This is a genomic window from Synechococcus sp. UW140, from assembly GCF_900474295.1.
Classification (GTDB): Bacteria; Cyanobacteriota; Cyanobacteriia; order PCC-6307; family Cyanobiaceae; genus Synechococcus_C.
In genome coordinates, this window is the sequence record NZ_UCOB01000014.1 from 35,449 (window position 1) to 56,299 (window position 20,851).

36 protein-coding genes are annotated in these 20,851 nt (G+C 56.9%); 13 read left to right on the plus strand and 23 right to left on the minus strand.

The features are described 5' to 3' along the window. Window positions 1-11: 11 nt before the first annotated feature. Window positions 12-542 carry a hypothetical protein gene (locus DXY10_RS05000; RefSeq protein ID WP_115017348.1) on the plus strand — a complete coding sequence of 177 codons (531 nt, stop codon included), beginning with the start codon at window positions 12-14 and terminating at the stop codon, window positions 540-542. Between the two features lie 40 nt (window positions 543-582). Here the strand turns inward: DXY10_RS05000 and DXY10_RS05005 are convergent, their stop codons facing one another. Then, window positions 583-1,227, minus strand: a complete 645-nt coding sequence (locus DXY10_RS05005; protein WP_115016790.1) for an SOS response-associated peptidase — start codon at window positions 1,225-1,227, stop codon at window positions 583-585. A 172-nt stretch (window positions 1,228-1,399) separates the two neighbouring features. On the opposite strand from DXY10_RS05005, the gene DXY10_RS14470 reads away from it, so the two are divergent. Beyond that, window positions 1,400-1,576 (plus strand): hypothetical protein, encoded by a 177-nt coding sequence (locus tag DXY10_RS14470; protein WP_170953906.1) that lies wholly within the window; start codon window positions 1,400-1,402, stop codon window positions 1,574-1,576. A 68-nt stretch (window positions 1,577-1,644) separates the two neighbouring features. Here DXY10_RS14470 and DXY10_RS05010 read toward each other — a convergent pair whose 3' ends face one another. After that, window positions 1,645-1,866: a hypothetical protein gene (locus DXY10_RS05010; protein WP_115016792.1), complete on the minus strand. Its 222-nt coding sequence runs from the start codon at window positions 1,864-1,866 to the stop codon at window positions 1,645-1,647. Beyond that, window positions 1,866-2,039, minus strand: coding sequence for a hypothetical protein (locus tag DXY10_RS14475; protein WP_170955705.1), 174 nt, complete (start codon window positions 2,037-2,039; stop codon window positions 1,866-1,868). Before DXY10_RS14475 ends, DXY10_RS05010 begins: the two co-directional genes overlap by 1 nt. Before the next feature lie 155 nt (window positions 2,040-2,194). Here DXY10_RS14475 and DXY10_RS05015 point away from each other — a divergent pair, with 155 nt between their 5' ends. Then, on the plus strand, window positions 2,195-2,422 hold the full coding sequence (locus DXY10_RS05015; protein WP_115016794.1) for a hypothetical protein: 228 nt from the start codon (window positions 2,195-2,197) through the stop codon (window positions 2,420-2,422). Here the strand turns inward: DXY10_RS05015 and DXY10_RS05020 are convergent. Together DXY10_RS05020 and DXY10_RS05025 are read right to left on the minus strand one after the other, a co-directional pair. Next, window positions 2,419-2,616, minus strand: a complete 198-nt coding sequence (locus tag DXY10_RS05020) for a hypothetical protein (RefSeq protein ID WP_170955706.1) — start codon at window positions 2,614-2,616, stop codon at window positions 2,419-2,421. The genes DXY10_RS05015 and DXY10_RS05020 overlap by 4 nt on opposite strands. A gap of 24 nt (window positions 2,617-2,640) precedes the next feature. Next, window positions 2,641-3,048: a hypothetical protein gene (locus DXY10_RS05025; RefSeq protein ID WP_244281943.1), complete on the minus strand. Its 408-nt coding sequence runs from the start codon at window positions 3,046-3,048 to the stop codon at window positions 2,641-2,643. A gap of 111 nt (window positions 3,049-3,159) precedes the next feature. Between DXY10_RS05025 and DXY10_RS05030 the strand changes: the two genes are divergently transcribed. Then, window positions 3,160-3,462: a thioredoxin family protein gene (locus DXY10_RS05030; protein ID WP_115016796.1), complete on the plus strand. Its 303-nt coding sequence runs from the start codon at window positions 3,160-3,162 to the stop codon at window positions 3,460-3,462. A gap of 81 nt (window positions 3,463-3,543) precedes the next feature. Here DXY10_RS05030 and DXY10_RS05035 read toward each other — a convergent pair whose 3' ends face one another. From DXY10_RS05035 to DXY10_RS14480, 5 genes are all read right to left on the minus strand, one after another. Beyond that, window positions 3,544-4,026 (minus strand): hypothetical protein, encoded by a 483-nt coding sequence (locus DXY10_RS05035; protein WP_244281944.1) that lies wholly within the window; start codon window positions 4,024-4,026, stop codon window positions 3,544-3,546. 144 nt (window positions 4,027-4,170) lie between these two features. Beyond that, a complete protein-coding gene (locus tag DXY10_RS05040) occupies window positions 4,171-4,380 on the minus strand; it encodes a Nif11-like leader peptide family natural product precursor (protein WP_115016800.1) in 210 nt (69 codons plus the stop codon). A gap of 58 nt (window positions 4,381-4,438) precedes the next feature. Next, window positions 4,439-4,792, minus strand: a complete 354-nt coding sequence (locus DXY10_RS05045; protein WP_115016802.1) for a hypothetical protein — start codon at window positions 4,790-4,792, stop codon at window positions 4,439-4,441. A gap of 165 nt (window positions 4,793-4,957) precedes the next feature. Further along, the gene (locus tag DXY10_RS05050) at window positions 4,958-5,842 is read right to left on the minus strand and encodes a GNAT family N-acetyltransferase (protein ID WP_115016805.1); all 885 of its coding nucleotides are present in this window, start codon (window positions 5,840-5,842) and stop codon (window positions 4,958-4,960) included. 139 nt (window positions 5,843-5,981) lie between these two features. Beyond that, the gene (locus DXY10_RS14480) at window positions 5,982-6,122 is read right to left on the minus strand and encodes a hypothetical protein (RefSeq protein WP_170955707.1); all 141 of its coding nucleotides are present in this window, start codon (window positions 6,120-6,122) and stop codon (window positions 5,982-5,984) included. Between the two features lie 56 nt (window positions 6,123-6,178). Between DXY10_RS14480 and DXY10_RS14485 the strand changes: the two genes are divergently transcribed. Then, window positions 6,179-6,334, plus strand: coding sequence for a hypothetical protein (locus DXY10_RS14485; RefSeq protein ID WP_170955708.1), 156 nt, complete (start codon window positions 6,179-6,181; stop codon window positions 6,332-6,334). A 57-nt stretch (window positions 6,335-6,391) separates the two neighbouring features. Here the strand turns inward: DXY10_RS14485 and DXY10_RS05060 are convergent, their stop codons facing one another. From DXY10_RS05060 to DXY10_RS05075, 4 genes are all read right to left on the minus strand, one after another. Continuing rightward, window positions 6,392-6,574, minus strand: a complete 183-nt coding sequence (locus DXY10_RS05060) for a hypothetical protein (protein WP_115016809.1) — start codon at window positions 6,572-6,574, stop codon at window positions 6,392-6,394. Between the two features lie 144 nt (window positions 6,575-6,718). Next, window positions 6,719-7,357: an alpha/beta fold hydrolase gene (locus tag DXY10_RS05065; RefSeq protein WP_115016811.1), complete on the minus strand. Its 639-nt coding sequence runs from the start codon at window positions 7,355-7,357 to the stop codon at window positions 6,719-6,721. Window positions 7,358-7,407: 50 nt separating this feature from the next. After that, complete coding sequence (locus DXY10_RS05070) at window positions 7,408-7,653, minus strand: DUF1830 domain-containing protein (protein ID WP_115016813.1); 246 nt, start codon at window positions 7,651-7,653, stop codon at window positions 7,408-7,410. 121 nt (window positions 7,654-7,774) lie between these two features. Then, complete coding sequence (locus DXY10_RS05075; RefSeq protein ID WP_371411119.1) at window positions 7,775-8,194, minus strand: nuclear transport factor 2 family protein; 420 nt, start codon at window positions 8,192-8,194, stop codon at window positions 7,775-7,777. An 86-nt stretch (window positions 8,195-8,280) separates the two neighbouring features. Here DXY10_RS05075 and DXY10_RS05080 point away from each other — a divergent pair, with 86 nt between their 5' ends. Then, the gene (locus tag DXY10_RS05080; protein WP_115017355.1) at window positions 8,281-8,499 is read left to right on the plus strand and encodes a chlorophyll a/b-binding protein; all 219 of its coding nucleotides are present in this window, start codon (window positions 8,281-8,283) and stop codon (window positions 8,497-8,499) included. Window positions 8,500-9,052: 553 nt separating this feature from the next. Here DXY10_RS05080 and DXY10_RS05085 read toward each other — a convergent pair. The 3 genes from DXY10_RS05085 to DXY10_RS05095 all read right to left on the minus strand — a co-directional run bounded on the left by DXY10_RS05085 (window position 9,053) and on the right by DXY10_RS05095 (window position 11,655). Then, window positions 9,053-9,937: an NAD(P)-dependent oxidoreductase gene (locus DXY10_RS05085; RefSeq protein WP_115016817.1), complete on the minus strand. Its 885-nt coding sequence runs from the start codon at window positions 9,935-9,937 to the stop codon at window positions 9,053-9,055. Between the two features lie 70 nt (window positions 9,938-10,007). Next, a complete protein-coding gene (locus DXY10_RS05090; protein WP_115016819.1) occupies window positions 10,008-10,325 on the minus strand; it encodes a hypothetical protein in 318 nt (105 codons plus the stop codon). Between the two features lie 82 nt (window positions 10,326-10,407). After that, window positions 10,408-11,655: a glutathione S-transferase family protein gene (locus DXY10_RS05095; RefSeq protein ID WP_115017357.1), complete on the minus strand. Its 1,248-nt coding sequence runs from the start codon at window positions 11,653-11,655 to the stop codon at window positions 10,408-10,410. Between the two features lie 214 nt (window positions 11,656-11,869). On the opposite strand from DXY10_RS05095, the gene DXY10_RS05100 reads away from it, so the two are divergent. After that, the gene (locus tag DXY10_RS05100; RefSeq protein ID WP_115016821.1) at window positions 11,870-12,118 is read left to right on the plus strand and encodes a DUF1651 domain-containing protein; all 249 of its coding nucleotides are present in this window, start codon (window positions 11,870-11,872) and stop codon (window positions 12,116-12,118) included. 15 nt (window positions 12,119-12,133) lie between these two features. Here DXY10_RS05100 and DXY10_RS05105 read toward each other — a convergent pair whose 3' ends face one another. Continuing rightward, complete coding sequence (locus DXY10_RS05105; RefSeq protein ID WP_115016823.1) at window positions 12,134-12,439, minus strand: cupin domain-containing protein; 306 nt, start codon at window positions 12,437-12,439, stop codon at window positions 12,134-12,136. Next, window positions 12,426-13,703, minus strand: coding sequence for a Rieske 2Fe-2S domain-containing protein (locus DXY10_RS05110; RefSeq protein ID WP_371411120.1), 1,278 nt, complete (start codon window positions 13,701-13,703; stop codon window positions 12,426-12,428). Before DXY10_RS05110 ends, DXY10_RS05105 begins: the two co-directional genes overlap by 14 nt. A 1,146-nt stretch (window positions 13,704-14,849) precedes the next feature. Between DXY10_RS05110 and DXY10_RS05120 the strand changes: the two genes are divergently transcribed. Beyond that, the gene (locus tag DXY10_RS05120) at window positions 14,850-15,206 is read left to right on the plus strand and encodes a hypothetical protein (RefSeq protein ID WP_115016827.1); all 357 of its coding nucleotides are present in this window, start codon (window positions 14,850-14,852) and stop codon (window positions 15,204-15,206) included. Further along, complete coding sequence (locus DXY10_RS05125) at window positions 15,206-15,484, plus strand: hypothetical protein (protein WP_115016829.1); 279 nt, start codon at window positions 15,206-15,208, stop codon at window positions 15,482-15,484. The genes DXY10_RS05120 and DXY10_RS05125 overlap by 1 nt, the downstream gene beginning before the upstream one ends. 78 nt (window positions 15,485-15,562) lie before the next feature. On the opposite strand, the gene DXY10_RS05130 is transcribed toward DXY10_RS05125, so the two are convergent. After that, the gene (locus DXY10_RS05130; protein ID WP_206749691.1) at window positions 15,563-15,862 is read right to left on the minus strand and encodes a hypothetical protein; all 300 of its coding nucleotides are present in this window, start codon (window positions 15,860-15,862) and stop codon (window positions 15,563-15,565) included. Between the two features lie 250 nt (window positions 15,863-16,112). Here DXY10_RS05130 and DXY10_RS14490 point away from each other — a divergent pair, with 250 nt between their 5' ends. From DXY10_RS14490 to DXY10_RS05140, 3 genes are all read left to right on the plus strand, one after another. Then, a complete protein-coding gene (locus DXY10_RS14490; protein WP_170955709.1) occupies window positions 16,113-16,310 on the plus strand; it encodes a hypothetical protein in 198 nt (65 codons plus the stop codon). Between the two features lie 359 nt (window positions 16,311-16,669). Continuing rightward, window positions 16,670-17,170 carry a hypothetical protein gene (locus DXY10_RS05135; protein ID WP_115016832.1) on the plus strand — a complete coding sequence of 167 codons (501 nt, stop codon included), beginning with the start codon at window positions 16,670-16,672 and terminating at the stop codon, window positions 17,168-17,170. 16 nt (window positions 17,171-17,186) lie between these two features. Beyond that, window positions 17,187-18,122 (plus strand): bestrophin family ion channel, encoded by a 936-nt coding sequence (locus DXY10_RS05140; protein WP_115016834.1) that lies wholly within the window; start codon window positions 17,187-17,189, stop codon window positions 18,120-18,122. 11 nt (window positions 18,123-18,133) lie between these two features. Here the strand turns inward: DXY10_RS05140 and DXY10_RS05145 are convergent, their stop codons facing one another. Next, window positions 18,134-18,823, minus strand: coding sequence for a peroxiredoxin-like family protein (locus DXY10_RS05145; RefSeq protein ID WP_115017362.1), 690 nt, complete (start codon window positions 18,821-18,823; stop codon window positions 18,134-18,136). A gap of 56 nt (window positions 18,824-18,879) precedes the next feature. Here DXY10_RS05145 and DXY10_RS05150 point away from each other — a divergent pair, with 56 nt between their 5' ends. After that, window positions 18,880-19,287: a DUF1499 domain-containing protein gene (locus tag DXY10_RS05150; protein WP_115016837.1), complete on the plus strand. Its 408-nt coding sequence runs from the start codon at window positions 18,880-18,882 to the stop codon at window positions 19,285-19,287. Between the two features lie 202 nt (window positions 19,288-19,489). Here DXY10_RS05150 and DXY10_RS05155 read toward each other — a convergent pair whose 3' ends face one another. Together DXY10_RS05155 and DXY10_RS05160 are read right to left on the minus strand one after the other, a co-directional pair. Then, window positions 19,490-19,810 (minus strand): hypothetical protein, encoded by a 321-nt coding sequence (locus DXY10_RS05155; protein WP_115016838.1) that lies wholly within the window; start codon window positions 19,808-19,810, stop codon window positions 19,490-19,492. 360 nt (window positions 19,811-20,170) lie between these two features. Further along, window positions 20,171-20,839: an NAD(P)H-binding protein gene (locus tag DXY10_RS05160; RefSeq protein WP_115016841.1), complete on the minus strand. Its 669-nt coding sequence runs from the start codon at window positions 20,837-20,839 to the stop codon at window positions 20,171-20,173. Between the last annotated feature and the right edge of the window lie 12 nt (window positions 20,840-20,851).

Below are 20,851 nucleotides of genomic sequence, written 5' to 3' on the forward strand. Positions count from 1 at the left end.
ATGAGCCGCTGATGGAGAAGCGCCGCATCCAGGCTCTGGTCAAAGAGTGTTCAGCAGGACTATTTGAGCTCGCATGCCAGGTGAGTGCATATCGAGACTGGGATCTCAACCTTCCCGTGGGCGTGATCGACGCCCGTCATGACAAAGCCAATCTGATCGTGACCTCCGTCGGCACGATCAACTCCGTGCTTCGCAGCTCGTCCACGATCGGCAACCCTCTCATGAAGCGTTTTTTCGAACGTTTCAGCCGTGTTGGCTTGGAGCAAGCAAGACAGGAGTTCAGCCATGGCGATCAGGCGGAGGCCTTTGCCGAACTCTGGGAGACCTACCTCGAGGAACGTCGCAGCGGCGGCCAGCCAATGTGGAGCGTCGAAGACTCCACCGCCTTTGTGATGCAGAGTCGGTGCAGCCATCGCGACCGGGAGGTGGCCTGTGTGGCTGTCCTGTGCGGCGATCCCCACGCCATCGTCACCTTCAGTGTTCCAATTCGGTTTCTCACCTCTGCGGCGGAAGATGATGGCAGCGCAGGCTCCTCTGTCTGAGTCACGACGTGACAGAGAGAAGCCAGCAACGCGGCTGCAACTAAAACAACGAGTCTTGGCGCACCACTGAGGGAGCCACTGAGGGAGCGGGGCCTTCATGCCACCAACCGTCGCTGAGCCACGGCAGCAGAAGCCCCTCCAACGCCTGAAGCTCGGCACCATGCACTGAAGCGAGCCAGGCCTCCTCAAGACCATCAGGAATCAGCACTGGCATCCGTGGATGCCAAGGAGCGACAAGCGAGTTTGCTGACGTGGTCAACACAGCACAGGTCTCCACTTCACTGCCATCAGCCCCCAGCCAGCGCTCCCAGATCCCACCCATCCAGAACGGTCGTCGGTCATCACGACCAAAACGATGCCGGCCTTCGAAAAAGGCGGTGGCAGGGATCAGGCAGCGACGGTGGCGCCAGGCACCACGAAAACTGGGTTTCACTGCAACCGTTTCCGAACGGGCATTGATCGGTCGCGGGCCTGGGCCGGGATCCTTGACCCAGCCAGGCAGAAAACCCCAAAGCATCAAGGCCTCCTTGCGCGCCCCCTCCTCCTGGACCAGGGCCAAAAGAGGCTCAGAAGGCCGAACTAGAGGTCGAGGCCGATAGTGAAGGCGATGCTCATCGGACAACGCGGCCTGCAAAGGAAGAGGCAGTTGGTCCGCTGTGCAATCCAGGCAGAAACGACCACACATCGGCAGATCAGCGCTGCCTCAGAGGATGGCGCACCCCCAGCCAGGAGCCAAATGACAGTTTGGTAGCAACAGCTACAGAAATGCCCTATAGTGAAAGCACGTTGAGCCCCATCTGGGGCTGCAGTTCGAGCTACGCCAAGCAACGGGGGCGTAGGCACTGTGGAGTTCAACCATGAACACCCTCGAAATCACCCGCAACCGGATGCGCAAGCAGGCTGCCCTGAGCGAAGCTCAGCGGCTGATGGCCAAGGCCTATCGCGGCGTTGAATACATCGACGCCCATCACACCGCCCTCAAGCCCGAAAAGGCCACGGAACTGCGCTATCGCGGCATCCGTTACAGCATCTGATCGCCCAAGCGAAAAGAGGCACCAGGCCCCGCAAGGGGCTTTTTCATGCAGAAAACTGGCCGAAGCGGTTAGGACCCATCCGCCAACTGACGGCTCCAGCGACGCTCAACCTGCACAAACAAGAGCCAAGCCAGAGAGGCACTCACCCCTCCAGCCCAATCCGAGCGCAGCAACTCGACAAGAGCAATGGTGCTGGCAGCAATGCGCAGACCAGCCAAAGCGAACTTGACCCATCGTCTCCAGCTCTCTGAGCCAGGCGATGGAACACCAGATCCAGCCTGATCAGCCATCAGCAGTCGGAGCAGGAGAACTGCTGCTGCAAGCGATTCTCCAGTTCCACCAGATCTTCAGCCAGCATCAGCAGTGCCATTCCCATCAGACACAGGCTTCCAGCCAGGTCTGCATCCCCATGCACCTCAAGGGTGCGCGCTGCCTGCAAGTGCTGAGCCCAGGTCAACCGCATGAAGAAGTGGATGCTTAGCTTCAATCTGAATGAGGCCCAGGGCAGCAGCGAACAGAGTTACAACTTGAAATACTGACACAACGCCTCAGCGGTAGAGATCGCTACAACCCCAAGGATTCAGGCCGATACCTTCACTGCATCTTCTGGAGGGATTCATGTCGTCAGGAATCGAACTGAGCACAGAACAGCTCTTCCACCTGGAACATTTCAATCGCGCTCTCGACGCCACCAGCGACCCTGCCCAGCTGCGGCATCTGGCCAAGCAGCTGCTTCAGGCATGGCAGACCCAGAAAGCAGCAACCAAGTGGATCATCCACCAACGCAGCTTTGAACCGGCCCGTGCGACCGAAATGATCAAAAGCCTGCCTGATCCTGAGCCTTAAAGCTGTCCTCGCAGGGATTCAGGAGCACAGTGGTGAAGCTCCATCTCCCGAACCATCTCACCGGCCAACCACAGACCAACAACCTCCGCACACCGATGGTCGCCATCGCAGACCCGATAGCGACCATCACCAAGGGCTTCGATCGACGAGCCCATCGGCGTCGACACCACTGACTGAACAGGCACGAGTCTCATGCGTCCAGGACCAGTTCTATCAGGTCAAATCCCCTCGAAGCGAATGTTGAGATTGACCCGGTCCGGACCCAAAGCCGTTGCCTGAGTGACAAGGACAGCCGTCTTCCCTGATGGCGTGGCATCAACGCTGATACCGGCAGGGACTGCCCAAGTAGCGGAAAAACCCCAACCAGCTTTGGTCGTACGAATCGGTTGTTCGCTGTAACCAGCTTTGACCAATGCCTGTTTGACCACCGAGAAGACGGAGTCGGGAGTTCCCTGAAGCTGGCCATTCAAACCGGCCTGACCAATGGCATTGCCGCTGAACAGGGGAGAAAGTCCTGTTTTCACGGCTTTCGGCAAAGCGCCCAAAAGCTCAGCAGCCGGCTCGGCCATGGCCGCTGGCGACAACGCCGACAGCGCAATCGCAGCGGCGATCAACAACCCACGCATGCGTTCCAGATAGAGCTTCTTTGGTCTTACTCGACCCCTTCTCAACCGACAACATCCTCCGGAACCACCCGTCCATCTCTGGCTAGCTTTGTGCTGCAAAGCAGGATCAGAATGCATCTTCTCAAGTTCAGCTCAGAAGATTGCGGCACGTGTCATCGCATGAGCCATTACGACGCCAAAGTGGCTGAAGAGCTTGGCTGTGATTTCGTTTCGGTGATGCTGCAAGACACGGACGCTTATCGCAAATATCGCAAAGTGCTGCTGGCTCAATATCCAAATAAGGAAGGAATGGGATGGCCGACCTATTTACTCGTGAGCAATCCAGAGGCGGATTTCACGATTCACGGAGAACTCAAAGGCGGCATGCCAAAGGGTGACTTTCGAACCAAACTGCAGGCCTTACTGGACGCATGAAGAGGTTCCTCACCTGGTGACCTTTGAGCCGAACGGCAACAAGGTGAAAAGCAAGGAGGAGCGACCCGTAGCGGATCCAGCTCAAAGAGCGTTGATCCCCGGGTCCTCGATGTCCATCACCTGTTTCTCGAGGGGCAACAACTCGTCCTCGTCGGCAGCGCGGGTGCGCACCGGCGCACCAAAGCCTCGGGCACGGGCATTGGAGACCTCAAAGGGGCCTGGGGTTCCTGACGGGACCGCAAGGCGCAAGGCAAAGGGATGGACTCCAGGCTCGACATCTCCAATCGATCCCACCCGGGTACGGTTCTGAAGCACCGGCTCACCGCTGGCATCGAGAATGCGGGCATAGACATCGGTGTCATACACAAAACGTCGACCCGGATTGGTCACCATGCCGGAGAGCACATAACAGCTGGCACCGGCAGTACGACTCACCCCGGAACGTCGTGGATCTCCACTTGGCGCAGGCTGGGCGCCAGGGTCGGCCTGATCACAAGCAGCAAGGGCGACTGACGTGAGCTTCAGATCGGCGGCCCAGGCAGGCTGCACAGGGGCGGCCAGCATCGCCAAGACGAGGATCACACTGAACAACAAGCGCACCATTCGCAAGCCTCAAACCGACGCGTCAAATCACATTCTGATCGATTTCAGTCCCGTGCAGTGATGGGAGCCGGTGCTTGCAGTACTGCTTCAACTACCTGGTTGTAGTCACAAGACCAAGAGCTGATCATCGCCCTTGCGTTGTTCAAGTTGCTCCTCCTCTAAGGCCAATTGCAGATCAATCCGTGTGATGCGATAGCCAAGCCTGCGAGCAGCAAGCACGAATTCATGACGGGAGCGGCAGCATTTCATCGCCCGTCGAATCACCCCATCAGTTTCAACATCGCTCACCAAACGCTCGAGCTCATGCCAGCTCATGGTTGTGCATTGCCTGAACGCCCACCATGCCCTGGGGGCAACAGCTCCGCCAGCCCCCTCAGAAGAAAAGCATCACCAACCAGAACACCAGCAGAGCGGAGAGTCCAAGCACCGCCAACACCAAAACGGTTGCGCCTAAGCCAGCCGCCACAAACAGCCTCGATGCACTTCGGGGAAAAAGCAGATAAAGGGTGAGGGCGAAGGCAACCGGCCAAAGAGGCGGAATTAGAAGGCAAACGACGGTGACGACCCCGAGCCGGATCCGCAAGGAAGTCTGAAGTTTGTGCTGCGCAAGGCTTTCTCGTTCGGCCTGAGCTTCAGCATCGCGTTCCTCATCAGACTGCCAGCGGCCGAGCTCCTGAGCTTTAGCCAGCTCTTGTTCAATTTTGAGTCGGCTGGCAGAGTCGCTCATACCCCAGCTTAATCAGCCCGAAACAGGCTCTAGAGGTGCTACCCAGCATGGGGGCCAACAAGAACTGAGGGCGCCCATTCATGCCAAAAACCTGGTAATGGTCGACTGGATCTGAACAGTGAACGGGCAGCGACCAAGCTTTTAAGCGTGATGGACTAAGCGCCTTTAGCCCAGCTCAAGGCAAGCCAGACCATACACATCCTCCAAACCTTGATTAGGGATGCACCCCCGATACATGCGAAGCGTACGGGCGAAGGGTTCAAACCCAATCCGTTCCATCAACGGAGATGCGAACGGATTGCCCCCCGGCGAATCGATGATCACAACACCAGGATGATCTTGGAGTAACGCGCGGATGAGCAACTCCGCGAGTTCTGGCGAATCGGCCAGCAACGGGCCGATTCGCCAGCCTTCGCCGTCAATCAGCAGACAGGGACGGATCCGAGCAAAGCCATGACAAGCCTGATGCTGATCAAGCAAGGCCACAACGGAGCCGGCTGGGTGGTGCAACCAGTCCGAGAGAAAATGCGGCCTCGGGCTCAGCTCCCGCTGAGCGTCATAGAGCTGGAGGGCTGGCTCAGGGATCGCATCTCCACTGAACAGTCGCAAGCCATCAGGCATCGGTAGGACTGGGCTGTTCCCATGCGTTGGCGCCGCGGTGGTGCGCCAACGCATGGTTGGCGAAGCCGCCTTAAAACCCCAGCGGGAGTAATCATCAATGCGATCCTCCGCCGCTTCTAGACCGACACAGGCCACACTCTCAAGGTGATCCAGAGCGTGCTGCCAGAGCTCCTTGCCGTAGCCCTGCCCCCTGTGATCAGGCCGAACGATATAAAGCCCGATGAAGCCATAAACAAGGTTGTAGCGAACGCCGGCAATGCAGCCGATCGGCTCACCGCCGAGGCATCCCACCCAGAGGCCCTGGCGATCCGTATGCCGATAAATCCCAACATCACCCTTGCCTGGAGCAAAGCCCTCCTGTCTCGCCCAGCTGGTTATCACCGGCACATCGGCCCGATTGATGGTGCGGATCTTGAGAAAAGACGCCATCTCTTCAGGCTGAAGTCAGGCCAACCTGTCGGCAAGCCATACAGCGGCCTTCCACACAACAGTGTGATGATCAGACCAGGGGTAGACGCGATCCGAACCAGCCTTTTCGAAGAGGCTTTGGAACGATGCGGTTCAAGTGTTAATGGACGACGTGGGCCCTGAGAAGATCAGCCAACGTGTTGGGCTGATGGCGTCGCAATCGCACTCCGATCCACCAGATCAGCAGCATGGCAATAAGCCCGATGGTGACCAGCACGCTGAACGTGGCTGAATTCGGCATCAAAGCAGCTGGTAAGACGCAGGATCGTGCAGGATGAGATCTCCTGTCGAGCCGCCGTGAAAAATGTCAGCCTGGTTGAGATCCTGCTGCGCAACATCGCCAAGGTGGCGGCTGGCTCAGGCATTGCGGCACTGCTGCTCTGGCTCACCTACGTGATGCTTGATGTGCAACATATGCAGAGTAGTTTCACCCTGCCCCAGAGCAGCTATTGAGCTCCACGAGCAATGACTGCCAGCGAGCCATGGCTGAACAGCTGAACAACACTCAACTCATTCCTTCTTCCTGAGCACGCACCCAGCGACACCGCAAACCACTTCATAGGCTTCTTCGGTTGTTTCGGTGATCACCCGCTTGGTGTAATCGCGCTTGGTCTCGCCAGCGGATCGGTCAGGAAGGGCATTCAGCAACCCCTTCTTGATCAACCGCACAGCCTCCTGCAGGCTGCTAGCCATCGCTCCTCCTGGCGTAAGCCCCCGTTTGCTGCAATCTCCTTCGGCAAGGGCACCACTAGCGAGTCGGGCAACCGTGACTGAAACAAAAAAAGGGGAAATCTTCTTGTCTCGTTACCCCAAACCGTCAGCCAACCAGGGTTGGGCTCAAGCCAGCAGCTGCTTGGCGAAGCCATCCATCCGATCAATCGCCATTGCAAGATTCTGCTCGAGCGAGCGTCCTGAGCTTTTCCTCGGTTTGAAGCTGTGGTCACCATCTGGAATCCAGGCAACGCTGATCGCGGCGGGAAGCTGATAGCCATCCACCTCCTTGGGTTTGCCGAACGTATCGCGTTCGCCTTGAAGCACGAGCAGCGGCGATGCAAGCGCCATCAAATGATCCGTACGTAGCTTCTCCGGTTTGCCTGGAGGATGAAAGGGGTAGCCCAGGCAAACGCAGCCTCGAACGTTGCTGGAAGGACCAAGCCTCTCCAGAAGCTGGCTGGCCACACGTCCCCCCATGGACTTGCCACCAATGATCAGCCCAGGACGATCGACGAGCGCAGTGATCCGTTCCAGGAAGCAAGCCTCGAGAACGGGAAAGCGATCAGGAGCAGCCTTCTTGCCTGTCTGACGGGCATGCTGCATATAAGGGAATTCAAAACGCACCACACCCCAGGCCCTCTGGGATAAGCCCGCAGCCATTGCCTCCATGAAGGGACTGTCCATCGGGGCACCAGCACCGTGGGCCAAAAGGAAGGTGAGCGGTGCATCAGACGCACCGTCGAGAAGGAGAGGTGAGCTCATGGGCTCGATTCTCCTGCTCGAGTCACCTCAATGGCGCCAGCAGAAGTGGCTCAGGCCACCATCGGGTTAGGGAGTGGTGCCCTGGCTTTAGACAAAAAATCGCGCACGTCACCGCGCACACTCAGCAGCTGTCCATTAACAGCCATCTGCCAGATCTCAACTTTGGCATCGATCGGTGCTCTGAAGCCAAAGATTTCGCTTGGCATCACAACTTTCTCCAAGTAAAAGTTGTTCGCACCGATACACTTCAACACCACCATTTTGGGTGATTCGTTCCAGTAAAGACAGTCCTCCATCAGAAAGAGTGCGAGTCGTGTTGCGAGAATCTCCGAAATCAGAAGGAATTTTTGTCAGATCAGCCACAACAAACAAAAGTCTTCCATTTTTCTCCAGAAACCTGATCTCAGCCTGCAGGACTCAGTCCACAAAACGCTTGTAAAGCCAGCGGACGAATCCACCAACCAGAGGCACCGGAGCAAATGTGGGGCCGACGAAATCGAAATAGTCACGATGGTCACAGATTTTCCCGTCGCCATTGAGACGGAGGCGACTTGCGCCTGGGTAGACGAATTCGATGCCCTTGATCTTCAGGCCCATCTCCCACTCCACAAACGCAAGATCGGCGTCTACCGCTACAGCTGTCGGCAACAGGTAGACGTCATCGCAGCGCCTGATCAATCCATCCTGAGCAGCGATGTAAGCATCGATACCGTCACGCTCCTGGGTGGGATCCTGAAAATGCACATCGTTGGCATAGAGCTCTCGCCACTGCTCCTCGGACGGGGCAGGCAAGCCATAGGGCTTGGTAAACAGCTCTCTGAGCCGATCAGCAGACACGGCTGGCATGGGGCATCCAACAACAGTTGGCTCAGATCCTGACGGATCCGCATAGGCTCTTGGCGTTCTATCGGCAGATTCGATCCGTGCCCGACGTTGGCTACAGCTATGAACCCCACGAACCCTTTGGCGAGGGCCTCACCACGCGTCGCCCCTGGAACACAGGTGCTCTAACCATGGTGGAGCTGATCAATGGACGCGTGGCCATGCTGGGCTTCGCAGCAGCTTTGATCGGCGAACTCGTAAGCGGCCAGGGTCCCGCAGGTCAAGTGATGGCGATGGTGCGCTGGTATCTCTCGTTGTGAATCAAAACCTGATCAAAAACTGATCAAAAACTGACCAGAGACTGCCTCAATTCGAGGCCCCCTTAATGAGATGCTGCTGGGAAGACAACACAAACGATTGAATCAGAACAGCAAAAACAAAGTGATCACATCAACAGATACAGATATGTATAGAGATACAGAGAGAGAGTTCATCCCCAAGAATTGCGCCTAAGGCGAAAAATCGGCGCATTCATCGATCAACAGTCGATCGCGCACTCTGGGATGAAACGCAACGAAGGCGCCAGGGCCCAAACAGCGGCGTCGCTGCTGCCACCCCAGGCCCGACCTTGCAATTGCGCAACAGCAGAACTCATATTCCAGCTGCCGCGCTACCTTTTTCGCAGGGAGTGGAGGCTCCCTGTCGATGGTTGGTTAGGACGATGCTCCCTGACCTTCACTCGGAGTCGGGATGGAGCCTGTTTCGCTCGGGACAGGCTCCACTCCTGCTTGCCTCCTCGTCAGGCCATAGTGCTCTGAACCGGTAGCGCCTGCCTCTACCTGGCCTGGCCGTCACGAGTCCCCAAGCGCATGATCAACGTGTTGCCTTTGGTTCTTTGAGATCAGGCTGTGGAGCGGTGAGCTCATGCAGAGCTGAATAGTCATCCCCATCCAGCGACGATCCCTCTGCTCGCTCAAGCAAGGTCATCAAGCTCTGGAGTCCGCTGGCATCAAGACCGATCAAACCCGCCTCACGCAAGAACAGGGCAAGATCCTTGCGCAACAGGGCTGCACTGAAATTGGGATTGGCGTAGTCGTGGGCAAGCATCCGCACGAGTTTCTTGTCCACGGTCGGTGCATACAACGCTGACGGCCTCAACACTTCCATAAACCGCTCAACATCGAGCCCAGAGGCCTGAACCAGGCGCAGCGCCAAGGAATAACCGTGGGTGAGGCTGGCAATCAGCTGATTCAGGGCCAGCTTGCTGGCGGCCCCACTGCCGGTAGCCCCCATTAACTTCGGATCTTGACTCAGCTTTCGCAACAGCGGCAGCTGAGCCTCAAACAGAGCCCCATCCCCCCCCGCCATCACTAACAGCCTTCCCTCCAGAGCCTCCGGCTTGCTGCCGAGCACCGGTGCTTCCAGGTAGCGGCCGTTCTGCGCCTGCACCTGGGCTTCCAGCTGGCGTGATTCGCTGATCCCCATCGTGCCCATCGGCAGACAACAGGCACCGCCAAGGTCGCCAAGGCCAGCAACCACGTCCGCAGTCACCGGCCCATCACGCAACACCGTGATCACGGCATCACAGCTCTTCGCTGCACCAGCCAAGCTCTCAATCGGCTGTGCACCTGCTGCCACGAGCGTGGAACATTTGTCAGAGCGACGGTTCCAGACGTGAAGGTTCACACCCTGGTGCAACAAACGGCACCCGATCGCCTCGCCCAGCAAACCCGTACCGAGAAGAGCAATCTTGAGCATCGAAACAGAGCGACTCCGTGCTGCCGATCATCCCCTGCCTCGCGGCAGCCTGTGAAATATGGCGCGTTAGTCAGAAAGGATGGGGGGGCATCCGAGTCACTACCTCCTCTGGGCTTGAAGGCGATGGCATTGGATCGGGCCCCAGTGCAGGCAGGAAAGTGACAGCGAGCACAAGGCCCGCCATCAGCTTCAACGGCACCCCCATGCCCTGCTTTGCCCTGATCGCCGAACGGCGGTGAGGGTTTGGATTGGTGACGTAGTAGGCAGGCGCAAGATCGGCTGGCAGTGGCTTGAAACAACTCGGACAGGTCCTGCCAAGATCAGCCACCTGGGCATGAATGCTCAAACAATGGGGACAGCGATAAATAGCCTGGGGAGTGCGAGCCATCGATAGCGGAGCGATTGCTCACAGCTTCACGGCAGCCTCAGCCAACGTTGCTGATCATGATCACCTGCCGTTTTGATCCTGGTCACTCAGTCAAAAAAGGACGTGGATCCTGATCAAATCGATGCTGGGAAGGAATCGCCTCGGGCTGCACATCGCTATCGAAAGCAGCGGTTTGCTCAAGGGCCTGGCGCAGCAATCGTCCGCTGAGCAGGGGCATATCGCGAGGAACGCAAATGCGATCTCGCAAGTAACGCAAGCCCAAGGCGGAGCCGGCCATCGGCAGAACCGGAGTGCCCTGCACCAGCAGTGTGAGGGCAGCGCGCAGGGGCTGATCAAACGCGACGCCAAGGGGATTGCGGGCCATCAGGGTGAGGCGGTGGCGAAGCACGGGCTCCAGCGCAAGCAGGGCAGCAGCACCGGCATCGATGTCATCGTCGACGCGATTGCGCTCCCAGCAAGCCAAACCTTCGCCAACATCGATCGCAGCAGCACAGCGACGCTGCTCGGCCGTGCCGTTCTCCCAGCAGCCCCCCATCTGAGGCGGAAGGTCATGGGCGTGGGTATGGAAATCGCTTTGGGTGCCGCGATAGGTCGTCAACTGCTCAAGAGACGTCAACCAAGAATCGATGCCTGGATGTTCGTTGCGTAGGCCGAAGCCTTTGAAGTAAGCCAACGACGCGTTCATCCGCTCCACATAGGGAACAAACACCAAGTCAGCACTGCCGGGTTCCTCTGCGAGCGGGGCGTCTGGATCGAGCCAACGCCCTCCCCCCCGAGCCAGAGCCGCCTCCATCCGCCGCGCGATCACCTGGAATTGCTCGCGAGCTTTGTGGTCCTGACGTTCGGTCAATCCAGGGGAGCAAAGCCAAATGCACCAGGCACGAAACAGCAGCCGTTCCAATTGCCGCAGGTCCCGCACACGCCGGTCCAGCATGGATGCTCCAAGCGGACCAAAGGCCTGCTCCAGGGCAAGAAGGATGTCATCGCTTTCTGTAATCAACCTGCCATCCAGCTCCAGGGCGGGAAGCATCCCGGATGGGATTTTGGCGGTGAACCAACGCTCCTTCGGGCCGTAGCAGCGCATGGTGACCTTACGGATCCGGTAGGGAATTCGCCGGAACTCAAGCCAGAGCCAAACCTTCTGGCAGTAAGGGCACCAAGCATGGTGATCCCGATACAGCGTCACTCTCACGGACGCTTCGGGCTGATCGAAGAGGCGAAGGTTGGCCTGGGCATTGGTCGGACCGTTGATCCGGTCGATCAAGGCTGGGGCCATCGCCGCAAGTGCATCCCAGCGCAGGGCCTGATCGGATGAAGCGACATCAGGCATCACGAAGGCGTTCGATTCGCTCGCCATGATGGCGCCCAGAGATTGCAGCCTGCCCAGCAGGCAAGCCGAGGCCAACCACGATCGGGATTGACACATTTGTACTACTGAACTAGAACAGGCGTACCAGCAGCAGGCCCATGGCGCCCAGCTCCCCTTACGCCCCATTCAAAGCCGAGGAGTGGATGCGCACCTCTGCCATCACCCCACGAAAGCGATGCCAAGGCATGGTTGGATCCAGGATCCCCGCACCAGCGAAACCAAACGGTTCCATGCCGACGAAAAAAGTTGGGGCCACGATCCTCGCGTGTTCGTGGATTCAGGGCGACCTGTTCCTGGAGAAGCCCCCCTACTGAAAACGAGGGTGCACCTGCGCCGCGAAACGGCTGAGTTGCTTTGGCAGGAATTGCTGCGGGTGGGTTGGCGCACCTGCATTCCCCAATGGGGAGCCGATGTCGACATTTGAACAAGCCACCCAGCCTCAACCGAAGCGGTAGTGCTTACGCACTGGCTGGGTGACATGCCAAGTGCAACAAAGGCCTGCGGAAAATTCCACCAGGTCTCCAGCGCCGAATCGCACCGGCTCTCCACCGTCAGGCGTCACCGTCACTTCCCCTTCCAACAGCAAGCAGGTTTCCCGCTGGTCGTATTGCCAGGGGAAGGTGCTCACCTCACAAGCCCAGATCGGCCAATCACGTGCACCCAAAGCAACGATCACGCTCTCCGAGCATGGCGAGATCACATTGATCGCCACAGATCCGACACCGGAACAATCAAACTCCATCATTGCGCGGAGCCTGCCCGTCACCGGCGATCAAGCCCCGCTCCCAGCGCCTGCACTGACGCATCAGCAATCCAGTGAACAGGCCAAGCAAAAGGCCACACCAGCTCAGAGGCCCGAACTGCCCCAGTCCCACCAGGGCTGCAGACAGCCAGAGCGTGCCCCAGAACCAAGGACGAAGAGAACGAAGCCGTCGCAAGGCCGTTGAGCAACTGCGGCAATGGCGAGTGTGGCTGTGATAGCGATCCATCAAGAGGTCGAGGTTCTGGCGCGGCGGCAGCGGAACGCCAACAAAAGGCTCTCCGCCATGGTCCGTCAGCCAACGGTGCAGAGCGGCCACGTACACATCGGCCTCACAGGGCATAAAAAAGGCACGGGCTGCTGCAGCACTGCCCCCTGCAGCCGCAAGAACCCGCTCCTGATGGTGCAGAAACACCTGATCGTCTTCCAGCACCTTGTGATTGGCGATGTGCTGCAACCAGCGAGGTCTGGCACCAACCAACAACCGCGGCAACCACGAATGAAATTGAAAGGGGAAACGGGCAAATAAACGACATTCACCACGGCGTGTCGGCACTGCATACACCACAGTGAGGATGCGGGCGAAGCCCTTGGCTTCCAAGTCATGCCAGATCAGCTGGGGGGCGCGAAAGGTTGTGAACTGCGACCCCAGCGACCCCAGACGAGGCCCCTCGTCCCAGACGGCTGAAAAGCCATCAGCATCTTCATGGCTGATCCTTGCCCGTACTGGAGAAGCGTTGCTGCGTCGTCCAACAGTGCGATGGTGCGTGAAGGGCACATGGCTCACATCCAGCACGTTTTCCAGCAAGGTGAGCGCATCCATCGGCAGGTCCCGAAAGGTGTCCTGGATGGTCCAGGTGTCCGCTGCTGTTTCCAGTGCGGGCACCAACGGCACTGCCCCCGGATCGACTGAGCTGGGATCACCGCTCCAAACGAACAACAACCCCTGGCCGCTTGTGCAAGGGAGGCTGGTGCAACGGGCGCGAACGCTGTCGCTTCTTGTCCCTTGCTCGGCCTGAGGGATCCGCTGACACCGCCCTTCGCCATCAAAGCTCCAACCGTGATAAGGGCACTCGAGCTGGCCATCCGCATTCAGCCGTCCTTCACTCAAAGGCACCAGACGATGGGGACAGACATCGGGGAAGGCGCGCCATTGCTCTTCCGAACGATCCCACCAAAGCACCAGATCTTGATCAAGCAGGGTGAAACGATGCGGCTTTGCAGGATCGAGATCGCGCAAATAAGCCACTGGCCACCACTGTTCTGTCCAAGAAGGGAGATCAGTTCCCCACAGGCTTTTAGATGGATTAATTGAGGGCTTGTCTGGTTGCAATCTAGTTTCTGATGCCAAAGCTCCACACGACAACCAAGGCCTTAGACGGTAGAGGGCAAGTGCTCTGTGACGAGAGACATCCTTCTGTGTGGTTCTGCCGGTAGTGCAACGGGAAGAACGAAGACCACAGCCAACAACTCGACGCAAAAACCATGCCAATGCCTGTGTTGAGGCGGTCGACCTTGACACGATGGATCGACGACTGGAGAGCAAGGCTCAACTTTCTCGACAAGCCAATTGAGGTAAAGAAGAGAGGAATAAAGAAAGCCTTTGATGAATGGGCAACTGAAGATCAGCACCGGTTGAACCGCCAACCCTGTGGAGATTAATTCCAATCAATCCAATTACAGTAAAACTCGACATACATACGAGCAGCACGTGCATCCATCGTCCTCTTAGTTGGCAGTTTGCTCGTCTTATCACAGGGGCCAATTGCATAGGACTCAGGAGTGTCATGGGGCCAATAAACACCTAAATGCTTATTGCCATCTTGATCAATTGCCCGACACACGGTCACGTCTGGACCAAGAGTTGCAGCCTGTGGACCGCACTGTGCCTTTAGGAATGGGTCTCCTGGCTGCCAGGCCAAAGCCGAACCCGCTGAACCAAGGCTGACAAGGAGTCCAACGAGATACTTCATACCGGGATACCGAATTTGACCTGGACAATCACTATGAGACATTAATGAATGGATGCGCTGAAGTGGTACGTATTAGCAACGGAGATGTGTGATAAAGGTGGGGGCTGCAAAGACCGCATCCAGCTCGGCTCAGGTGCATCTGGGCTGAAAGTCGTCAACCGCAGTGGCGATGCCTTCCTCTACCAACACGGTGACCTCATGGCCGTTGTCGAAGACGCCGCTGGTGACCTCCAGCGCAGGGGTAGCCATCTAGTTTGACTTCACCCAAGGCTCTTCAAGCACTGCACTGGTGGTGTGGTTTTTCTCCTGCTTGATGAGTTCGTATCGGCAGCAATGGATCCAACCCTGAAATAACGAAGCTTGTTGGCAGACGGTCTCCATTAACAACTGCTTTTACGCTGCAGTTGGAGCAGAGGACAGCGATGCCAACTCTTGAGGACTTCCGCCAGTTGCGGGCTGGTGTGCCGCTTGAAACTCAAAGTGAGCTGATCACGCTCATGAGCCAAAACCCTCAGTTGATGTTTGAGCGGATTGTGGAGCTTGCGGCAGAGAAGGGCATGACCACCAGCGTTGAGGAAGTCAAAGGGTTCCTGGCGCAAATGGATGAAGAGGAAGAATTTGACGACATCGAGCTTGATGCCATCGCCCTGACTGCCATTGCTGGTGGTTATAACGGTGGTCGTAAGGGTTGCTGTCAAGAGGAAGCGCACGACGAGCCTTGGGGTCGCTGCCCCGGCATGAGACCCATGCGCAAGTGGTTGTTCGGGAGGAACGCCTGATGACAACGCTCAACGACTTCAAAACACTCCGTGTCTCGGTCTCTCCTGAGGTTGAACAGGAGCTTTATTCACTCTTCTACTCAGACCCTGCTGCTGCTGCTCGGCTGAAGATTGTGGAGATAGCAGCAGAGAAAGGTGTCACCCTCTCTGTTGATGAAATTCAAAGTTTCCTTCAGCAGATGGATGCTGATGATGAGTTCGATGATTTTGCTCTCGATGCCGTGGCATTAGCCGCTATTGCTGGTGGACGCAATGGCGGGAAGAGGTTGGCCTGCTGAACCGATGACCAGGCCTGAGGGAGACTAGCGGCCTAGACATAGGAATCAAGGCAGGCACAATTCCTTTAATGCCAACGACTAATTGCCGCCGTCTAGACTCATAACAAAAGAGCTAACCCCAAGTAATTTCTGATTGAACTCAGATGTAGATGATTTCAATCCACTTTCGCCGCCTGCACCCTTTTGCCCCCCAGAAACACCCTTAAGTTCTTCGGCAGACATTTCTTCATCGATGTCGTCAATCCTTTTGTCGGGCATAGGCTTACTCACCTCTAGCAACATTCTAGCAAATTGGGTCAAAATTGTCTGTGCACAAGGTGGCTGGCGAAGGATCACCAGCCGTTGCATTAATCCCCTGAAATTCGGATAACGAAGCACCTGAAGGCTTAGGAGAGCTGCGGGATAGTGATATCCCTCTGCAATGGCTACATGGTTTAGCCCACTTTCATGGCGAGGATCACACACCAGCCCATCAAGGAACCACTCGGAAGATGGATCGAAAAATCTTCAAGAGTCAGTGGCATGACCCTTGGGGCAAGTGATATGGATGAGAATTTGAGATCAGGCAAGCTCTCAAATTAAAAATGATTTTTACCATAAGTGGTGGAATAATGGCAACTGGATGTGCATGCTGACCGATCTCGGCAGACGTGTTGACCAGGAGCCGACAAAAATCCCCCAAATGGGGGATGCACCAAGTGGCCGATACGCCCTAGAAGATGGAATACGCCGCAATCCATCAACAAATGAACGAAGAACAAGAGAAGATTTATCTGTTAGCCAAAGAACGGCTCAGGGAACTCAGGCAAAAGTGGCTGATGGCTGACTGCCACTCAGCACGTCATCAAATCGGTCTACAGATGGGGCGACTGGAGACATTCATCGAATGCTTTGAGGCAACTGTATGAATTCAATAGAAAACTCGCCATAACAATGAAAGCCGCATTACTTGCACCTGAACAAATGGCTGGGCGCTGCTCAAAGCGACTGCCACCCATTCTTTCTAGTGTTCGCTGTATTTTCACTTCACGATTCGTGTGCGAATCGTGAAGTTGTAATCTTGTTAAGCACACAGCTGCAAACACCCATCATTGAATCCAAAGACCGACTGTTTGGTCCGGGTGGAGTGCATGCCAGCTCAGGAGGAAGAGTCATGATCGCGACCATGGCCCGTCATCTGCAGTGATGACTCGGCACGATGCGCAGAGGCTCCTGGAGATGGAGCGCCACGTTCGTCAGCACGGCACAAGCATTAAGGCAGCAGACCTTGATGGCCGCTGGATGCTGCAGAACGTTTGGCCGAAAGGCAGTCTGACGACGTCGGCTCTGAGCAACTGGAGCCTGCGGGGTCTCCAGGCCAGGCTGGACATCAAAGCGATGTCGTCACAATGCCTCCAAATCAGAAATGCGGTCACGCTTGGACCACTCGAACTGCGCTTCGAGGGAGAGGGATGCCTGGAAGGTCGACGCCCCTTATTGAGCTTCAGCTTCAACCGGTTGGAGTTGCACGCTTGGGATCGCCCCGTCATCCAGCGCAAGCTCGAAGCGCCGGCACCAGGCCGACGGCCCTTCTTTGCATTAATCAACCGCGACCCAAAGGGCTGGTTGGCAGCAAGGGGCCGTGGGGGCGGGCTTGCGCTCTGGAGCCTGGATCAGACGCTAGACAATGACGAATCAACCAGCTGAAAGACCGCGCAAATCCATGCGAGTCGATGAGGGACCGTTCGGCCATCCACCTAAAACACGCCGACGGGACTACTCGATGGTCATCGCCCAGCTGTTCTGGCGCATGCGCTTCGATCTGCTGCTGGTACTGGGGTTCTGTGGCCTCGTGCTGAGCAACCTGCTGCCGGATGAGTGGTTCCAAAGCGAAAGCATCATTCGCACGCTTGGCATTGCTGTATCGATCTTCATCGGCTTCCGCAATACCCAAGCGATCAATCGTTGGTGGGAAGCCCGCAAACTCTGGGGATCAGTCGTCAATCACAGCCGCAACTGGAATGACAACCTGACGTCCTTACTAAGCCGTCAGCAACTCCGATCCCAGAACGGACAGAAACTGATCACGCTGCAGGTGGCGATGGTATGGCAGCTCAACTTCCAGCTGCGCAACTTCTGGCACAGGGACCTAAGGCGTCTACAGGATGAGTTGCTCGAAAAGCTCAAGCTGCCGGCCACAGCAACGCTGCGTGAGTTGTCGGAGACCCGAGCCAAAGCTGTTCAAAACCTGCATCAAGATGGATGGATCGATGGCTGGGGTCGCCAACAATTGATGACTGTGGCCAACGCCTGTACCGATGCCATTGGAGGGCTAGAGCGCATCCGCAATACTCCGCTACCAGCCTCGTATGACGTGTTTGTGCGCCTAATCAACTGGGTCTTTGGTTGGGAGCTTTTGGTGGAGTTCCACCGCCAGGAGAGTGGTTGGGCGAGCATCTTGGTCGGCGTTGCCATCTTCAGTTGCTTTCTGATGGCCGAACGCATTGGCGCCTATGTGGAAGGGCCTTTCGATGCTGATGGCAGCAGTTTTTCGCTCCCGTTGAACACCATCTGCTTGACCATCAGTCGCGATCTACTTGGGGACCAGTTCGATCATCTGATCCACCATGATTCCAGCGATCCCGTCCGCTGGAGCTGAGCATCAAGGCTTCAATCCTGAGTCAAAAAGGGCTGCAAAAACTGCAGCGGCCTCGCCATCGTTTCCGAGAAGCCGAGGATGCCCCGATCGCGATGCTCGTAAAGCAAGCTGTCGTCACCCTCAAGCAGAAAGGTTCCACCCCGCTGGGTAAGCCAATCATCACAAGGGACGTAGGTGCGCCAATGACCAAGCACTTCGACCATGTTCTGCAAGCGAACACTGGCGAGCTCAAAGGGCCGCTGAAACCCCTCACCACCGGCCAATCGGAACCATGGGGCAGCGAGTCGCTGGGGGGCGGAACGGTCGCCCGTATAGCCACGCAACACCTCGGCCAACGTGCCCGGCGAGCCAATTCCGGCGCACATCATCAGCAAGTTGGGCCACGCACCTCCAGTCACCTGAAGTCCTGAATAAAGCCCAAGCTGCCGATGCAGACGGTTGTCAGCCTCCACCTGAAGATGGGGTCGCGGCAGCTTGGTGTAGGAGCAGAAACGGTCAGCACTGCCCTGATCGCCGATGCCGATCAGCAGCAGGTTTAGCCCTGACTGATGCAACACAGGCAACAGTGGAACGAGAGCCTGGGCGTACTCAATCGAATCAAAGTCGCCAAGCTGGCCAAAGACAAGAACAAGCCTGCGGTTGCCGGGCTCCATGCCCTCAACCGGCGCCAACCGCTTCAGCAATGCTTGAGGTGCCTGCATCACCACCGGTGATCGAATCCAGGCATGATCGCTGATCCAGCTCAAGACCGACAGCGATGACCGCTCTGCTTGCCATCACCCTGCCCTGGCTTCTGGCCTTACTGCACCTGGTTGGGCCGGTTCCTGCGGATTTAGGTCTCCAGGGAGACAGCCTGCGGCCATGCCCGAGCCCAGCTCACTGTGCCCAGAGACAATGGGCCGTGAACGACACCACAGCGGCGTTGACAGCCCTGAAGCACGACCTAGAGACCACACCACGCACCATCGTGGTCACGAGTGACTCCGAGTTGGGCTATTTGCACGCCACGGCAAGCAGCAGCCTATTTGGCTTTGTGGATGACATTGAAGTGCATGCCGACAATTCACGAGGCCTAATCGAGGTTCGATCAGAATCACGGCTGGGAGACTCAGACCTTGGCGTCAACGCCCGACGCCTTGACGCGATGGCTGAAGCACTGCGCTGAAGCACTGAGCTGAAGAACTGAACAGCCTTGACCAAGCGAAGGCCGAATCCTGAAGACCAACCCTCGATACCTCAAATACAATGTTAGCCATCACGACTGCCACTTTTCGACAATCAACGTGTCGAGACAAGGGCAATCCCAGCACAAGCAGGCACAATTAAAGCGGCAGAATAAATGTGATAGAGCCTTCGACTGTTGATCGCTAATCCCAGCTTCGGATTAAATTCATAATACCAACAACACTAAATACCGCATGGCTAACAAAGATTGTGGTCGACAATGCTGTCACGGCGAAGCCCAGTCCTTGATTTGAGTACCGTCGTCGCACCACAGCGATGACTGACACCACAAGCGCGATGAAGGCCAACAAAACAATCAATCCGTTAGGCACAACATTACCGATCACAAACCTGACCTTCCAATCCATGCCTGACTGTAGGGAGTTCATCAGAAGCCAGAATATCGACTGAAAGAGCTGGATAAAGCCAGCAGCAAGCAAAAGGAGAATTGGCGCGACTTGCATGGTCAATAAATGTTGCGTCGATGATTCAAGGCGACTTGTCGCCACCTCCTTAGCCTATCTCTTTGCCGAAAAGAATCTAGCCCTCCTTAAGTCCTAGTTCCCAGCACTTAACAGTAAAGTCGAAGCCAGTGTGTCAATGGTGCGAGGTCTTTTGTGAAGCCTCAAAACCCAGCAAAAATCATAGGCACGATCAGTACCTAATTCTGTTGAAAAAGACTTGCCGAGGCTTGGAGAAGCCCACAACAACCTTGCCAATATTTGGCGGAAATCAGTCAATTCTCGATGATGATGAGGGGGGCCGCCGCCCCTCTTCGCAGCTCAGCATTCAGAACGCAGAGGATTGCACGCCAAGCATCAACCTCACCAGGTAGCAATCGCCTCATCCAGACTGATCAAAGGCTGGTCGCGGCCGCTAGTCACCTCGATCACACGGCCAATGGCTGAAGGGGTGTGCAGCGCGTCGACACAGCAGCGGGCCACAAGACGGCGTGGAATCGAATCACTGTCCTGCTGATCAGCTGGTGAATAGCGGATTCCTTCAGCCTCAATCCCCTCCTCGCGCTCCGAAAGGCCTCCAGGTCGCACCACCGTCCAGTCGAGACTGCTGGTTTCAAGCACCCGCTCGCCGACGCGCTTCCACACCAGAATCAAGCCAAACAAGTTCAAGGGATGACGCCAGCGACCGGAGCAAAGCGAGCTCACAAGCACCACCCGACGCACACCCACGCGCAGGCAGCTCTCAACCTGACGTTGAACTCCCCAGGCATCCACGCGCATTGGCCCGGTGAGATCGATCGAAGGACGGGCTCCAGTGGCAATCACAAGCGCATCCATACCGGTGAGGGCCGCATCGAGGGCTGAAGAATCCGTCAACGACAACCTGTGTTGATCGCAGCGCGCCAGAGAGGAGGGAAGCTTGGATTCAGTGCGCAGCAACAATTTGGGGCGATCTCCCCTTGCCTGCACTTCCTCTGCAATTCGATACCCGGTTTTGCCGGAAGCGCCGCTGATGGCAACGTTGAGCGTCATGGTCTGCAGGCA

Bases quoted from the DNA above. Each gene is read 5' to 3' on its own strand.
- DXY10_RS14470 (WP_170953906.1), top strand. From the start codon at position 1,400: ATGAACACCCTCGAAATCACCCGCAACCGGATGCGCAAGCAGGCTGCC.
- DXY10_RS05005 (WP_115016790.1), bottom strand. From the start codon at position 1,227: ATGTGTGGTCGTTTCTGCCTGGATTGCACAGCGGACCAACTGCCTCTT.
- DXY10_RS05095 (WP_115017357.1), bottom strand. From the start codon at position 11,655: ATGCCTGATGTCGCTTCATCCGATCAGGCCCTGCGCTGGGATGCACTT.
- DXY10_RS05060 (WP_115016809.1), bottom strand. From the start codon at position 6,574: ATGGCTAGCAGCCTGCAGGAGGCTGTGCGGTTGATCAAGAAGGGGTTG.
- DXY10_RS05050 (WP_115016805.1), bottom strand. From the start codon at position 5,842: ATGGCGTCTTTTCTCAAGATCCGCACCATCAATCGGGCCGATGTGCCG.
- DXY10_RS05135 (WP_115016832.1), top strand. From the start codon at position 16,670: ATGACTCGGCACGATGCGCAGAGGCTCCTGGAGATGGAGCGCCACGTT.
- DXY10_RS05085 (WP_115016817.1), bottom strand. From the start codon at position 9,937: ATGCTCAAGATTGCTCTTCTCGGTACGGGTTTGCTGGGCGAGGCGATC.
- DXY10_RS05140 (WP_115016834.1), top strand. From the start codon at position 17,187: ATGCGAGTCGATGAGGGACCGTTCGGCCATCCACCTAAAACACGCCGA.
- DXY10_RS05120 (WP_115016827.1), top strand. From the start codon at position 14,850: ATGCCAACTCTTGAGGACTTCCGCCAGTTGCGGGCTGGTGTGCCGCTT.
- DXY10_RS05040 (WP_115016800.1), bottom strand. From the start codon at position 4,380: ATGAGCTGGCATGAGCTCGAGCGTTTGGTGAGCGATGTTGAAACTGAT.
- DXY10_RS05100 (WP_115016821.1), top strand. From the start codon at position 11,870: ATGCCAAGGCATGGTTGGATCCAGGATCCCCGCACCAGCGAAACCAAA.
- DXY10_RS05020 (WP_170955706.1), bottom strand. From the start codon at position 2,616: ATGAGACTCGTGCCTGTTCAGTCAGTGGTGTCGACGCCGATGGGCTCG.
- DXY10_RS05000 (WP_115017348.1), top strand. From the start codon at position 12: ATGGAGAAGCGCCGCATCCAGGCTCTGGTCAAAGAGTGTTCAGCAGGA.
- DXY10_RS05045 (WP_115016802.1), bottom strand. From the start codon at position 4,792: ATGAGCGACTCTGCCAGCCGACTCAAAATTGAACAAGAGCTGGCTAAA.
- DXY10_RS05015 (WP_115016794.1), top strand. From the start codon at position 2,195: ATGTCGTCAGGAATCGAACTGAGCACAGAACAGCTCTTCCACCTGGAA.
- DXY10_RS05010 (WP_115016792.1), bottom strand. From the start codon at position 1,866: ATGGCTGATCAGGCTGGATCTGGTGTTCCATCGCCTGGCTCAGAGAGC.
- DXY10_RS05160 (WP_115016841.1), bottom strand. From the start codon at position 20,839: ATGACGCTCAACGTTGCCATCAGCGGCGCTTCCGGCAAAACCGGGTAT.
- DXY10_RS05035 (WP_244281944.1), bottom strand. From the start codon at position 4,026: ATGCTGGCCGCCCCTGTGCAGCCTGCCTGGGCCGCCGATCTGAAGCTC.
- DXY10_RS05150 (WP_115016837.1), top strand. From the start codon at position 18,880: ATGACCGCTCTGCTTGCCATCACCCTGCCCTGGCTTCTGGCCTTACTG.
- DXY10_RS14490 (WP_170955709.1), top strand. From the start codon at position 16,113: ATGCTGACCGATCTCGGCAGACGTGTTGACCAGGAGCCGACAAAAATC.
- DXY10_RS05090 (WP_115016819.1), bottom strand. From the start codon at position 10,325: ATGGCTCGCACTCCCCAGGCTATTTATCGCTGTCCCCATTGTTTGAGC.
- DXY10_RS14480 (WP_170955707.1), bottom strand. From the start codon at position 6,122: ATGCCGAATTCAGCCACGTTCAGCGTGCTGGTCACCATCGGGCTTATT.
- DXY10_RS05065 (WP_115016811.1), bottom strand. From the start codon at position 7,357: ATGAGCTCACCTCTCCTTCTCGACGGTGCGTCTGATGCACCGCTCACC.
- DXY10_RS14475 (WP_170955705.1), bottom strand. From the start codon at position 2,039: ATGCGGTTGACCTGGGCTCAGCACTTGCAGGCAGCGCGCACCCTTGAG.
- DXY10_RS05030 (WP_115016796.1), top strand. From the start codon at position 3,160: ATGCATCTTCTCAAGTTCAGCTCAGAAGATTGCGGCACGTGTCATCGC.
- DXY10_RS05125 (WP_115016829.1), top strand. From the start codon at position 15,206: ATGACAACGCTCAACGACTTCAAAACACTCCGTGTCTCGGTCTCTCCT.
- DXY10_RS05025 (WP_244281943.1), bottom strand. From the start codon at position 3,048: ATGCGTGGGTTGTTGATCGCCGCTGCGATTGCGCTGTCGGCGTTGTCG.
- DXY10_RS05155 (WP_115016838.1), bottom strand. From the start codon at position 19,810: ATGCAAGTCGCGCCAATTCTCCTTTTGCTTGCTGCTGGCTTTATCCAG.
- DXY10_RS05145 (WP_115017362.1), bottom strand. From the start codon at position 18,823: ATGCAGGCACCTCAAGCATTGCTGAAGCGGTTGGCGCCGGTTGAGGGC.
- DXY10_RS05105 (WP_115016823.1), bottom strand. From the start codon at position 12,439: ATGATGGAGTTTGATTGTTCCGGTGTCGGATCTGTGGCGATCAATGTG.
- DXY10_RS05070 (WP_115016813.1), bottom strand. From the start codon at position 7,653: ATGGAGGACTGTCTTTACTGGAACGAATCACCCAAAATGGTGGTGTTG.